Below are 12,036 nucleotides of genomic sequence, written 5' to 3' on the forward strand. Positions count from 1 at the left end.
GGATGCGGCCCGCTTTAGCGTCTATATTGTCTAATCGCCTCGTCGTCCCGAGGAAAGGACATGAAACCGAGCCGGGTCAGACCGCTCAGTCACCTGAAGAGCCGCGCGGCCGAGATGATCCGCAATATCGTCGAGAGCCGCGAGCCGATGCTCATCACGCAGAACGGTGAAGGCAGGGTCGTCGTGCAGGATGTGCAGTCCTATGAAGACCTGCATCAGACGCTTGCCTTGCTGAAGATTCTCGCGATGGGACAGAAGACCATCGAAGCCGGCCACTGCGTGAGCGCCGGCGATGTCTTCGCCGAGATCGAGCGCATGGACCGCGAGGAAGGCTTCAAATGAAGACCGTTTTCCTGGATCCGGTGCGTCGGGATCTGCAGGATTTCCGGCGCTATGTCATCAACAAGTTCGGCGGCACGGCGTGGGCCGCTACGCGCAACAAGTTCGCGGAAACCATTGCCGAGATCGAAGCCGCGCCGCGCAACGGCTCGACGCCGCCCGAGCTCGTCGACTTTCGCATGTCGGGCTATTACGAAGTGCCGAGCGGCACCAACCGCATCATCTACAAGGTCGATGGCGACACGATTTACGTGCATCTCGTCGTCGATGCACGCTCGGACCTCGAAGACATACTCGCGCGCCGCTTATTTCGGATGTAGCGGCAATCGGCGCGATTGCGTCAGCGCGCGCAGCGAGCGCACCGTGCGATCCACATAGTGCGGCCGCCCGGAACCGGGCTTGCGAATCGACAGCCCGCCGTTCGACGTTTTCGCGACCGGCAGATGTCCGACGATCCACACGGTGCGAATCCCGAGCCGCCGATACGACTTCAGATGCCCGCGCGTGTCCTCGACGAGAATCGCGTCCTCGAGACGCACGTGCGCGCGGCGCATCGCGTGGCGGAGCATCGGCGCATCGGGCTTGGCGCGCCAATGGTGGCCGCTGCGCATGTCTTCGATGGCAATCACGCGCTCGAACAGCTTCGCGATGCCCAGTTCCGCGAGCACCGTGCGCGCGTAGAGCGTCGGCGCGTTGGTGAGCACGATCTTGCGTCCGGGCAGCGCGCGCAGCATGCGCGTGAGGCCGCGTTCGGCGCGCAGCATCGACGCAAGATCGGGAAACGTGTGCACCTCGTGCAGGAAGTCGGCGGCATCGACGCCGTGATGCCGCACGAGCCCGAGCAGCGTCGCGCCGTAACGCACGGTATAGCCGACGCGCAGCCGGTTCGCCTCGTCGACGTCGACGTTCAGGCGATCCATGATGTACTGCGTCATGCCGCGATTGATCGCCGGAAACACCGCGTGCGACGCGTGATGCAGCGTGTTGTCGAGATCGAAGAGCCAGACGGGGCCGCGCGTCTTGACGCGGCGTCGGCGGGAAATGCGTTGCGCGGTCATCGTGCGCCGTTATCGTAAGAACGCCCGCGCGAAGGCGGGCGTCTTTAGCAAGGGAACGAGCTCAATGCGAGCGGATCATCGTGCCGAACGGCTGCTCGGTCAGGATTTCGAGCAGCACCGAATGTTCGATGCGGCCATCGATGATGTGCACCGAGCGCACGCCGCTCTTCGCGGCATCCAGCGCGGACGAAATCTTCGGCAGCATGCCGCCGGAGATGGTGCCGTCGGCGAACAGGGCGTCGATCTCGCGCGCGGAAAGATCGGTGAGCAGATTGCCTTCCTTGTCCATCACGCCGGGGATGTTCGTCATCATGACGAGCTTCTCCGCGTTCAGGACGACGGCGAGCTTGCCCGCGACGAGGTCCGCGTTGATGTTGTACGAGAGGCCGTCTTCGCCGAAGCCGATCGGTGAAATGACCGGGATGAACGCGTCGTCCTGCAGCGCCTTGACGACCGCCGGATTGATCGCCTCGACCTCGCCGACCTGACCGATGTCGATGAACTGGCCCGGATTGTCGCGGTCCGGCATCATCAGCTTGCGCGCGTGGATCAGGCCGCCGTCCTTGCCGGTCAGACCGACCGCGTGGCCGCCGAAGTGATTGATCAGCGTGACGATATCCTGCTGCACTTCGCCGCCGAGGACCCACTCGACGACTTCCATCGTCTCTTCGTCGGTGACGCGCATGCCTTGAATGAAGGTGCCCTGCTTGCCGATCTTCTTCAGCGCCTGATCGATCTGAGGGCCGCCGCCATGCACGATCACCGGATTGATGCCGACGAGCTTCAGCAGAATGACGTCGCGCGCGAAGCCCTGCTTCAGGCGCTCTTCGGTCATGGCATTGCCGCCGTATTTGATCACGACCGTCTTGCCGTGATACTGACGGATGTAGGGCAGCGCCTCGGCCAGGATTTCAGCCTTCAGGGTCGGCGCGATTTGCGTGAGGTCGGGTAGCTCGGACATGGCGGCAAGTGAGGCGAGGAGCGTTTAAACACGCCGAATTGTACAGGACCGACGCTCCGCGGCAGGACGAATTGCCGCGGTCGCGCCACGTTTTCCGGCGGGCGTTCCGGCGTGCGATCATCGTTTCGGCAGATTGATGACAAGATGATGAACCCATCCACGGAAACGAACGAACGCGAAGCGCCGGGCGCGCAGGTTTGCGAACGCTGCGGCGCGACGTTTCGCTGCGGCGCGCTCGCGGGCGATGCGTCCTGCTGGTGCGCGTCGCTGCCCGCGTTGCCGCTGGATCGATTGCGGCCCGGCATTCGTTGTCTGTGTCCCGCGTGTCTCACAACGGAAGCCGGGCGCGGCACGACTTCCAGTTAGCAGAGCGCGTGCCGAGGTGCGACAAATCGCGCCAGATGTCGCAGCAGGCGGGATGCAAACGGGATAATGTCGCACGGAGCGCGCACGCGCTAACACGCACTCAATCAGATGCATCGCATAACCAACACCGGACGGGTCAATCTCGGCCATCTTTTCTGGCTTCGCTCGCTCGCGATCATCGGCCAGCTGACGACCATCGCCGTCGTCCAGATATTCTTCGGCGCGAAGCTTCCGCTGCCCGCGATGCTGCTCGTCATCGCGCTCGAAATGGTCTTCAACGGCCTCACTTGGATGCGCGTCGCGCGGGCGCGTCCGGAAACCAATCTCGAACTGTTCGGGCAGATGCTCGTCGACCTCGGCGCGCTGTCGGCGCTGCTGTTCCTGTCCGGCGGCGCGACCAATCCGTTCGTCACGCTTTATCTGCCGTCGCTCGCGATCGCCGCCGCCGTCCTGCCGTGGACGATGATGACCTGCCTCGCGCTCTTCGCCGTCACCTGTTACGCGCTGCTTAGTTACAACTATGTGCCGCTCAACATCGAGAATCCGGCCAATCTGTTCGATTATTTCCGCACGGGCCTGTGGGTCAACTTCATGGTGAGCGTTGTGCTGATCGGCTGGTTCGTCGCGCGCATGTCGCGGGCGCTGCGCGTGCGCGACGCCGCGCTTGCCGACGCGCAGCAGCGTCATCTTCGCGATGAGCGGGCCGTCGCGCTCGGCGTGCAGGCGGCGACCGTCGCGCACGAAATGGGCACGCCGCTTTCGACCATCGCGATGCTGTCGGAGGAATTGCGCGATTCCGCCGCGCACGACAAGAACCTCGCGCCCTACGCGGCCGATTTCGAATTGCTCGAACAGCAGATGGCTTTGTGCACGTCCGCGCTCGCGCGCCTGCGCAGCCGCGCGACCGGGCCGTCGAGCCGCCAGGCGCTCGACGAGTGGCTGTCGAGTTTCATCGAGCAATGGCGTCTGCGGCATCCGCAGGTGAAATTCGCGCAAATCGACCGGACGCCCGCGGATGCATCGATCGACGATGCCGTCGCCGTCGGACAGATTTTGACGATCCTGCTCGACAACGCCGCGCGCGCGAGCAGCGAATCGGTGACGCTGCAGGCGTCGGCGGAAACCGTCGACGAACTGGATTACGTGCGCTTCGACGTGTGCGACCGCGGTCCGGGCATTCCTGCCGCGCTGCGCGGCACGCTGGGCGCCGGACCGGTGGACAGCACGCAGGGCGGACACGGCGTCGGGTTATATCTGGCGTTCGCAGCGGCGGCGCGGCTCGCAGGTTCGATCGAACTGATCGACGGCAAGCCGCGCGGCACGTGCGCCGTGTTGCGCCTGCCGAATCGCGGCGCGGTGGCGGCGCCCGCGCAGACGGCAAGAACTGAACGAAGCGGCGCGGCCTGAACTCGAACTCAGGCGCACGCGAGCGGCATTTTGGAGAAGAAACACATGAGCGATACCAACTTCCTGATCATCGACGACGATGAAGTCTTTGCCGGCATTCTCGCCCGCGGCCTGACACGGCGCGGTTTCACGCCGCATCAGGCACACAATGCGGACGAAGCGCTGAAACTCGCCAACCAGCACAAATTCGGCATGGTCACCGTCGATCTTCACTTGGGCAACGATTCCGGCCTGCGCCTCGTCGCGCCGCTGCGCGACCTGCAACCGGACGCGCGCATTCTCGTGCTGACCGGCTACGCGAGCATCGCGACGGCCGTGCAGGCGGTGAAGGACGGCGCGGACAACTATCTCGCGAAGCCGGCGAACGTCGAATCGATTCTTTCCGCGCTGCACGAGCAGGCGAGCGAGCAGACGGCCGAAGAGGCGATCGAGAACCCGACGCTGCTTTCGGTCGCGCGGCTCGAATGGGAGCACATCCAGCGCGCGCTGGCGGAGAACAACGGCAATATTTCCGCGACGGCGCGCGCGCTCAACATGCATCGGCGCACGCTGCAGCGCAAATTGGCGAAGAAACCGGTGCGGCAGTAAGGCGGATGACGCCCGAGGAAGCTCGGGCGTCGTTTCGATATCGATGCGTTCGAAAATCGCATCGACGAAAACGGGCGCCCAAAAAAAGAACCGCCCAAGCCGGGTGCCAAGGGCGGAAATCGGAGAGTTGCAACGACATGCGCGTACATGGAACACGCATGGACAAAGCATACGTTGCAGCGTTGGGCGCCCAAATCAGAAAATTCCCAATTAGGAATTTGCTTAGGTTGTCTGCTACTTAGCAGCAATTTGCGGATTTCTTTCGGACGAGCTTTCGCGGTTCTTTCGTCCTCGTTTCAGCGTCCATTTCGCCGGCGTTATCTCCTTCATACGCGCTCAAGAATTTTGCAGCGAGCGCCGTAAAGCCACTCTGTGCGCGAACCGAAGTTTGCGCCGCGCCGTCCGCGGGCGTCGTCCGCGGGGCGTGAAAGAGGAGACTTCGATGAAATGGTTTGACCGCCTGTCCGTGCTCAGCAAGCTTTTGCTGTCTTTCGCGGTCGTGATTCTGTTCACTGCGTGCGTGGGCGCCACAGGCGTGGTTTCGCTCGCGAAGATGAACTTCCTGATCGAGGAAATCGGCGACCGTCACATGGACGGCCTCTATTGGGTCGAGGAAATCAACAAGCACAAGCTCAACACGGACCTCGCCGCCGCCAACCTCACTTTCGCCGACGATGCCGGCAAGGAAAAGCTGAAGGAAGGCATGGCCGGATCGCTCGACAGCATGCACCGCGCGTTCGAGCGCATGCGCCCGACGATGCGCTCGGCAGAAAGCCTCGCGCTCTACGATGCGGCCAGCAAGTCCGTCGCCGCGTGGGAAGGCATCGTGCTGATGCAGATGGGTAAGAAAGCGATGCCCGTCGACGTCGATCAGATGGGCCTCATCGCGCGCGCGATCGCCGCGAGCGAGAAGGCGCGCGAATCGCTTGAGCGTCTCGCCGACTTCAAGCGCAAGCGCGCGACCGAGGCGCGCAGCAGCGCGGCATCGGAATATGAAACGATGCGCGTCGTGATGCTCGCGCTCGTGTTCGGCGCGATGGTCGCGGGCGCGTTGCTCGCGGTGCTGATCGGGCGGCGTCTGTCGGCGCAACTCGGCGGCGAGCCGGCGTACGCGGCGGATATCGCCGACCGCATCGCGCGCGGCGATCTGGCGACGCGCGTCGCCACGCGTCCCGGCGACGACAGCAGCATGCTCGCGAGCCTCGGCAACATGAGCGCGAAGCTCGCGGACATCGTCGGCGGGATTCGGCATTCGAGCGATTCGATCCTGTACGCATCGCGCGAAATCGCGCAGGGCAACACCGATCTGTCGCAGCGCACGGAAGAGCAGGCGGCGTCGCTGGAAGAAACCGCGTCGAGCATGGAGCAGCTCACGCAGACCGTGAAACAGAATGCGAGCAATGCGGACGAGGCGAGCGGACTCGCGCGCGGCGCGTCGGATGTATCGGCGCGCGGCAGCGAGCTCGTGGGCGAGGTCGTCGACAACATGCGCGAACTGGCGTCGGGCTCGAAGCGCATGACGGACATCATCGCGGTGATCGAGGGCATCGCGTTCCAGACCAACATACTCGCGCTGAACGCGGCCGTGGAAGCGGCGCGCGCCGGCGAGGAAGGGCGCGGCTTCGCGGTGGTCGCGGGCGAAGTGCGCTCGCTCGCGCAGCGGAGCGCGACGTCGGCGAAGGAAATCAAGGAGCTGATCGAAGCGTCGACGGCGCGCGTGGACAGCGGCGCGGCGCTCGCCGAGCGTGCCGGCGCGACGATGGCCGAAGTCACACAGGCCGTGCAGCGCGTGACGGACATCATGGCGCAGATTTCGTCGGCATCGCATGAGCAGAGCGCGGGCATCGAGCAGGTGAATCGCGCGGTCGCGCAGATGGACGAGGTGACGCAGCAGAACGCGGCGCTCGTCGAACAGGCCGCCGCCGCGGCGGGCGCGATGGCCGATCAGGCCGAGCAATTGAAGAGCGCGGTCGCGGTTTTCGAGCTGGAGCGCGACGTCTCCGGCGCGGGAAAAGTGTGACGCGTCGCGGGCATGCGACGGCCAAACGGTCGTAATATCGGCTCGCTTGCCACCCGAGAGCCCGCTCCGTACACTCGCGCCTGATCTTTTCAGATCGAGCGCGCCGCACGGAGCGGCGCCTCACCGCCGCCAAGGAGCCCCGCCGATGTCCGATTCCTATTTCCCGCGCTGGCCGGTCCAGCCGGACGCCCAGGAGGGTCGCGTCGTCGGGCCCGACCAGCGCCTCGCCTGGCCGCAGATGATCGCGATGGGCGTTCAGCACGTCGTCGCGATGTTCGGCTCGACCGTGCTCGCGCCGCTCTTGATGGGCTTCGATCCCAATCTGTGCATCTTCATGTCGGGCATCGGCACGTTGCTGTTTTTCGTGCTGGTCGGCGGGCGCGTGCCGAGTTATCTCGGTTCGAGCTTCGCGTTCATCGGCCTCGTGATCGCGGTGACGGGATACAGCGGTCATGGCCCGAACCCGAACATACCGGTGGCGCTCGGCGGGATCATTGCGTGCGGCGTGGCTTACACGATCATCGGATTGATCGTTGCGGCGGTCGGCACGAAGTGGATCGAAGCGCTGATGCCGCCGGTCGTGACGGGCGCGATCGTCTGCGTGATCGGGCTGAATCTCGCGCCGATCGCGGTGAAAGGCGTGATGGGCAGCAGCTTCGAATCGTGGATGGCGCTCGTCACCGTGCTGTGCGTGGGCGGCGTCGCGGTGTTCGCGCGCGGGATGGCGCAGCGGCTGCTGATCCTGATCGGTCTCGCGATCGCGTACATCATTTATGCGGCGCTCACGAACGGGATGGGCATGGGCAAGCCGATCGACTTTTCGATCGTCGCGAACGCTGCGTGGTTCGGCATGCCGCACTTCACCGCGCCTGTCTTCGAAGCCCCGGCGATGACGCTGATCGCGCCGGTCGCGATCATTCTCGTCGCGGAGAATCTCGGGCACATCAAGGCTGTCGGCGCGATGACCGGCAAGAGTCTCGACAAGTACATCGGACGCGCGTTCATCGGCGACGGGCTGGCGACGATTGCATCGGGCTTTGCCGGGGGCACCGGTGTGACGACGTATGCCGAGAACATCGGCGTGATGGCCGTCACGAAGATCTATTCGACGCTCGTGTTCGTGATCGCGGCGCTGTTCGCGATCGTGCTCGGGTTTTCGCCGAAGTTCGGCGCGCTGATTCAGACGATTCCGGGGCCGGTGCTCGGCGGTGTGTCGATCGTCGTGTTCGGGCTTATCGCGGTGACGGGCGCGCGCATTTGGGTCGTCAACAAGGTGAATTTTTCGGATAACCGGAATCTGATCGTTGCGGCGGTGACGCTCGTGCTCGGGACCGGGGATTTCACGCTGAAGCTCGGGGGTTTCGCGCTCGGTGGCATCGGGACGGCTACGTTCGGCGCTATCATCTTTTATGCGCTGTTGCGGCGGCGGGGGGCGGGGGTGGTTTGAGGGTCTTTGCCGCTCGGTTTCAATTTCTTGGGTTTGAGAACATTGCGCTCGTACGGGGCGGCATCGGTGGATGACGTCCCTCAAACCGCGCAAGCGCGTCCGTCGCAGACGCGCTGGCTCAGCGATCGACGCGCCACAGCGCGCGTCGCCACCTCAGCCGATCCATCCGCTTCTCCTGATCGATTTCATCCCCCCGAACGCGCTCGCTCGTAGAACTCCTGAGTCACTGTGCGCCGCTTGAAGATCTGCGCAGCGGGCTGAACTATCAACAGAAAGACTACCCCGGCGGCCGCGATACCCCAAAACCAGCCAGGGCCGAACTCGCCCGATTCGCCCAGGATCAGCAGCAACACGGTCAGGCAAACGAAGCCGTATGAAGTCGACATTTGAATCAGGCTCAGGTTCGGCTCGACGGCGCGCGCGATCGGTGCATAGTCCTTGCCGATCAAATTCAGCCGGACACCCTCGGCGGCAGGCGCGACTACGACCTGCGGACCTTGCCCGTACTGCATCAATTCAGCCGCGAGTGCTTGCATCAGCAGCGGGCTGGCCGGTCCCGGAAGGCCGATTGCATGATCGAGGTCGAGCAAGGTCAATTCCGGCTCGCTGTCCTTCACCGCTGCGCGCATCACGTGGCCGTCGGGTTTGGACAGACCGCTCATCCACATGTGCTTCAGGCGCTTGACCGGTGTCGGCTCGGCAGTGACAAGCGTCTTGATGGCGTCAGGTATGTCGTCTGTTGTCGTGGGCATCGAGCGAAAGAGCCGCGCCTTGGGCTTGAGCTTCTTCTCGCGAAGCAGATTCCATGAAGCGAACAGCAGCGCGACGGCCGCTTCCGTGCAAGGTGCCGCGCCTTCCTCCTGAAGCTGACACGCGAGCAGAAGGCACAGGTCCGGCGTTCTCTTGCGCCGGTCAGAGGCGTAGTCATAGCGGGCGGACTTCCTCGCAGACGAACCAGATGCCGGTGCGTTCGCACATCCGCTTGAGGAATGCCAGATCGGACTCTTGCCACTGCGTGACGATGCGCCGCTTTCGATACGTCCGATACAGCTTCATGTCCACGCGCGCCCAAATCTTGTTGAAGCCGTGCTCCTGCAAGAGTTGTTGCATGATCTCGGGCTCGCTCTTGTCGAAGAAGAAGCGAACCTTCGGCGTGTTTCGCAGAAGCGCGAGCCGCGATTCCAATACGACTTCGTAGACGCTTTGGTTCTTCGAGGTCGAAAGTTTGGAGAAGCCCGTCACGACGCCGTATTTGTGACGTGGCGGTTCGGGTCTGAGTCGTCGCGGCGGCTGAATAAGCAACGAGCCGCGCTTGCCAAGATATTCACGCTGAGACAGCTCATGCGAGGTATGCGTGAACTGGATTGTGTAGCGGCTCTCGCGTCCGATCGCTTCTTCGCCCTCGATACTGAAAACGTCGGCAATGGCCGAGCTTTGTGCGCTGCGTATCTCCAGAAAATAAGGCTGATGCTGTCCTTGAAAGGCATGGTCACGCCTTTCAAAGTATTCGTCGCTTCGATTCAAGTATTCCTCCTTCGTGGCTGAACGCACGTAACCGGCATAAAAAAAACCGCCGTTGGCGAGTCAGAAGCAGTGCTTAACTTCGGAGCGTCGTTGATCCAGACGATGACGTACGCGAGAAGCCGCGCTTTCCTAGTCCGAAGTTGCCATCGTTTCCGATCAGACTCGTTAGTCCTACGAAGGGTGGCGCAAGCCGCTTGATATGTGTGTCAATTCTTGACGCACCGCCCTTGTGAAGATCAATCTCCCGCGCCGGACGAGAGAATCAGATTGTTCTTGCGCGCTCAGGCGAGGCGAGACAGTCGCAAAGGGAAAGCGTAACTCGCTTTAGCGTCTCGCGCGTTGCGAACTTTTTACTCAGCGTTAGTCGTATCTATTCGTGAATTCGCATGGCCCATGTAAGGAAGATAAAAAAATTCCTGCTTTGCGCCGCACAGAAACGAGGCCAATAAAAATCAAGATCGCGACAAGAAGCCCCAAACCCCTACGCCCCCGCCCCCCGCTTCCGATTCACAATAGCAGTCTCCGAAAGATCCACCTCCCGCATCAGCTTATTGAGCGTTTCATCGTTGATATGCTGCAACGAGCGCAGCTTCAGCAATTCCGCTCGCTCGGCCCGCAACGCCGCCATCTTCAACCGCGTCTCCACCATTTCGCTCTTCTTCGCGGCCTTGCGCGACGCTTCTTCATCGCCGAGCGATTCCAGCCGTCTGCGATACATGCTCATCACGCGCGCGGTCGAATCGGCGCAACGCGCGGACGCGGCTTCGTCCATCTGTTCGATGAGCTCATCATGCGTATCGTCGATCGCGCGAATCGCGGCCTGCGCCGCGCGACGACGCGCCATGCGCTCCTCCACCGCATGCGGATTCTTCTCGCGCTCGATGCCGCGCAGCATCAGCGGCAAGCCGACGACGGCGATCAGGAGCGACGCCAGAATCACCGCCGACGCGATGAAAATCGCCAGATCGCGCCCGGCGAGCGTCACGGGCAGCGACAGCACGCCCGCCAGCGTCACGGCACCGCGCACGCCGCCGATCGTCGTCAGCGCCAGCGTGCGAAAACCGGGCGCGGCGCTGTCGAGGCCCTGCTTCGCCGTACGGCGCGCGGCGACCCAGCGCAGCGAATACACCCACACGAAACGCAACGCATAAAGCGCGATCAGCGTCGCGAACACATAGCCGATCAACAGCCCCACCTGCGCGTTGCCGTCGTGATGCGCCTCGATCAGCGCCTGCCCGATGATGTGCGGAAACTGCAGCCCGAGCAGGATGAACACCATGCCGTTGAAGACGAATTCGATCATCGTCCAGGTGCTCGTCATGCGCACGCGCACCGCGCTCGGAATGCCTTCGCGCAAGCTCTGAATGTTCATCATCATGCCCGCCGACACCGCCGCCAGAATGCCCGAGCAGCCAACGTGCTCGGCCATCACGTACGACGCGAACGGAATCAGGATCGTGAGGATGACGCCCGCGGCGGGATCGTCGTCGTCGGAGAATTTCAGCAGGCGCGACGGAATCTCGGTGACGGCCCAACTGATCGCCGCGCCGATCGCCAACCCGCCCGCCGCGATGATGAAAAAGCTGACCGTCGCGTCGCGCAGCGAGAACACGCCCGTCAGCGCGGCCGCGATCGCGAACTTGAGCGCGACGAGGCCCGACGCATCGTTCATCAGCGCCTCGCCTTCGAGAACGTGCATCAGGTTCGCGGGAATCCGGTTGCGCCCGGCGATGCCCGTCAGCGCGACGGCATCGGTCGGCGAAAGCACGGCGGCGAGCGCGAACGCGATGGGCAGCGGCATCGACGGAATCATCGCGTGCAGGAAATAGCCGAGCACGCCGACGGTGATGAACACGAGCCCGAGCGCAAGCATCAGGATCGCGCGGCGCTGCATGTACAGCTCGCGCTTCGGTATGCGCCAGCCGTCCGCGAACAGCAGCGGCGGAATGAAGAGCAGCATGAAAAGTTCAGGATCGAACGTGACGTGCAGCGCGAAGCCCGGCCACGCGAGGCACGCGCCGATCGCGATCTGGATGAGCGGCAGCGGCAGCTTGATCGGAAGCAGGCTCAGTCCGAATCCCGAAAGCGCGACAGCCAGCAGAAGAATGAGGACGGTAAAAACGATTTCCATGTGTGCGCTACTGCACCAGACGCACGAACGGCTGTGCGCGCGGCGTCTAGCATTGTTTCGATGAGCGCAAAGTTTAGCGTTTGCTCGCGATGCGGGCAGCGGACGCGCCGCCGGCTTTCGCACCGCGACGGTGCGCGTGCACCTGAAATCGCCTGCTGACGGTGCACGCGGGACGCAAAACACCGGCTGCGCGCA

12 protein-coding genes are annotated in these 12,036 nt (G+C 63.4%); 7 read left to right on the forward strand and 5 right to left on the reverse strand.

What is annotated here, in order from left to right; genetic code table 11:
- Positions 1-60: 60 nt before the first annotated feature.
- Complete coding sequence (locus NCR93_RS00680) at positions 61-342, forward strand: type II toxin-antitoxin system Phd/YefM family antitoxin (RefSeq protein ID WP_034470337.1); 282 nt, start codon at positions 61-63, stop codon at positions 340-342.
- Complete coding sequence (locus NCR93_RS00685) at positions 339-659, forward strand: type II toxin-antitoxin system RelE/ParE family toxin (RefSeq protein ID WP_008352003.1); 321 nt, start codon at positions 339-341, stop codon at positions 657-659. The genes NCR93_RS00680 and NCR93_RS00685 overlap by 4 nt, the downstream gene beginning before the upstream one ends.
- Here the strand turns inward: NCR93_RS00685 and NCR93_RS00690 are convergent.
- Together NCR93_RS00690 and argB are read right to left on the reverse strand one after the other, a co-directional pair.
- Positions 645-1,397, reverse strand: coding sequence for a pyrimidine 5'-nucleotidase (locus NCR93_RS00690; protein ID WP_008352002.1), 753 nt, complete (start codon positions 1,395-1,397; stop codon positions 645-647). The two genes, NCR93_RS00685 and NCR93_RS00690, sit on opposite strands and share 15 nt — an antisense overlap.
- Positions 1,398-1,458: 61 nt before the next feature.
- Positions 1,459-2,358: an acetylglutamate kinase gene (gene argB, locus NCR93_RS00695; protein WP_008352001.1), complete on the reverse strand. Its 900-nt coding sequence runs from the start codon at positions 2,356-2,358 to the stop codon at positions 1,459-1,461.
- A gap of 147 nt (positions 2,359-2,505) precedes the next feature.
- Here argB and NCR93_RS00700 point away from each other — a divergent pair, with 147 nt between their 5' ends.
- The 5 genes from NCR93_RS00700 to NCR93_RS00720 all read left to right on the forward strand — a co-directional run bounded on the left by NCR93_RS00700 (position 2,506) and on the right by NCR93_RS00720 (position 8,186).
- Positions 2,506-2,724: a cysteine-rich CWC family protein gene (locus NCR93_RS00700; protein WP_235366273.1), complete on the forward strand. Its 219-nt coding sequence runs from the start codon at positions 2,506-2,508 to the stop codon at positions 2,722-2,724.
- Positions 2,725-2,832: 108 nt separating this feature from the next.
- The gene (locus NCR93_RS00705; protein ID WP_008351999.1) at positions 2,833-4,131 is read left to right on the forward strand and encodes an ATP-binding protein; all 1,299 of its coding nucleotides are present in this window, start codon (positions 2,833-2,835) and stop codon (positions 4,129-4,131) included.
- A 45-nt stretch (positions 4,132-4,176) separates the two neighbouring features.
- On the forward strand, positions 4,177-4,719 hold the full coding sequence (locus NCR93_RS00710; RefSeq protein ID WP_250480201.1) for a response regulator transcription factor: 543 nt from the start codon (positions 4,177-4,179) through the stop codon (positions 4,717-4,719).
- Between the two features lie 442 nt (positions 4,720-5,161).
- On the forward strand, positions 5,162-6,739 hold the full coding sequence (locus tag NCR93_RS00715) for a methyl-accepting chemotaxis protein (RefSeq protein WP_250532126.1): 1,578 nt from the start codon (positions 5,162-5,164) through the stop codon (positions 6,737-6,739).
- 145 nt (positions 6,740-6,884) lie between these two features.
- Positions 6,885-8,186: a solute carrier family 23 protein gene (locus tag NCR93_RS00720; RefSeq protein WP_250532127.1), complete on the forward strand. Its 1,302-nt coding sequence runs from the start codon at positions 6,885-6,887 to the stop codon at positions 8,184-8,186.
- 185 nt (positions 8,187-8,371) lie between these two features.
- On the opposite strand, the gene NCR93_RS00725 is transcribed toward NCR93_RS00720, so the two are convergent.
- The 3 genes from NCR93_RS00725 to NCR93_RS00735 all read right to left on the reverse strand — a co-directional run bounded on the left by NCR93_RS00725 (position 8,372) and on the right by NCR93_RS00735 (position 11,841).
- A complete protein-coding gene (locus NCR93_RS00725; protein WP_502799841.1) occupies positions 8,372-9,223 on the reverse strand; it encodes a KPHS_23130 family T6SS system protein in 852 nt (283 codons plus the stop codon).
- Positions 9,111-9,710 carry a contractile injection system protein, VgrG/Pvc8 family gene (locus tag NCR93_RS00730; RefSeq protein WP_241814073.1) on the reverse strand — a complete coding sequence of 200 codons (600 nt, stop codon included), beginning with the start codon at positions 9,708-9,710 and terminating at the stop codon, positions 9,111-9,113. The genes NCR93_RS00725 and NCR93_RS00730 overlap by 113 nt, the downstream gene beginning before the upstream one ends.
- Positions 9,711-10,191: 481 nt before the next feature.
- Positions 10,192-11,841 (reverse strand): Na+/H+ antiporter, encoded by a 1,650-nt coding sequence (locus NCR93_RS00735; RefSeq protein WP_250433399.1) that lies wholly within the window; start codon positions 11,839-11,841, stop codon positions 10,192-10,194.
- Positions 11,842-12,036: the final 195 nt, after the last annotated feature.

This window comes from Caballeronia sp. ATUFL_F1_KS39, assembly GCF_023630985.1.
GTDB lineage: Bacteria > Pseudomonadota > Gammaproteobacteria > Burkholderiales > Burkholderiaceae > Caballeronia > Caballeronia zhejiangensis.

Bases quoted from the DNA above. Each gene is read 5' to 3' on its own strand.
- NCR93_RS00715 (WP_250532126.1), top strand. From the start codon at position 5,162: ATGAAATGGTTTGACCGCCTGTCCGTGCTCAGCAAGCTTTTGCTGTCT.
- NCR93_RS00690 (WP_008352002.1), bottom strand. From the start codon at position 1,397: ATGACCGCGCAACGCATTTCCCGCCGACGCCGCGTCAAGACGCGCGGC.
- NCR93_RS00705 (WP_008351999.1), top strand. From the start codon at position 2,833: ATGCATCGCATAACCAACACCGGACGGGTCAATCTCGGCCATCTTTTC.
- argB (WP_008352001.1), bottom strand. From the start codon at position 2,358: ATGTCCGAGCTACCCGACCTCACGCAAATCGCGCCGACCCTGAAGGCT.
- NCR93_RS00700 (WP_235366273.1), top strand. From the start codon at position 2,506: ATGAACCCATCCACGGAAACGAACGAACGCGAAGCGCCGGGCGCGCAG.
- NCR93_RS00685 (WP_008352003.1), top strand. From the start codon at position 339: ATGAAGACCGTTTTCCTGGATCCGGTGCGTCGGGATCTGCAGGATTTC.
- NCR93_RS00710 (WP_250480201.1), top strand. From the start codon at position 4,177: ATGAGCGATACCAACTTCCTGATCATCGACGACGATGAAGTCTTTGCC.
- NCR93_RS00735 (WP_250433399.1), bottom strand. From the start codon at position 11,841: ATGGAAATCGTTTTTACCGTCCTCATTCTTCTGCTGGCTGTCGCGCTT.
- NCR93_RS00680 (WP_034470337.1), top strand. From the start codon at position 61: ATGAAACCGAGCCGGGTCAGACCGCTCAGTCACCTGAAGAGCCGCGCG.
- NCR93_RS00720 (WP_250532127.1), top strand. From the start codon at position 6,885: ATGTCCGATTCCTATTTCCCGCGCTGGCCGGTCCAGCCGGACGCCCAG.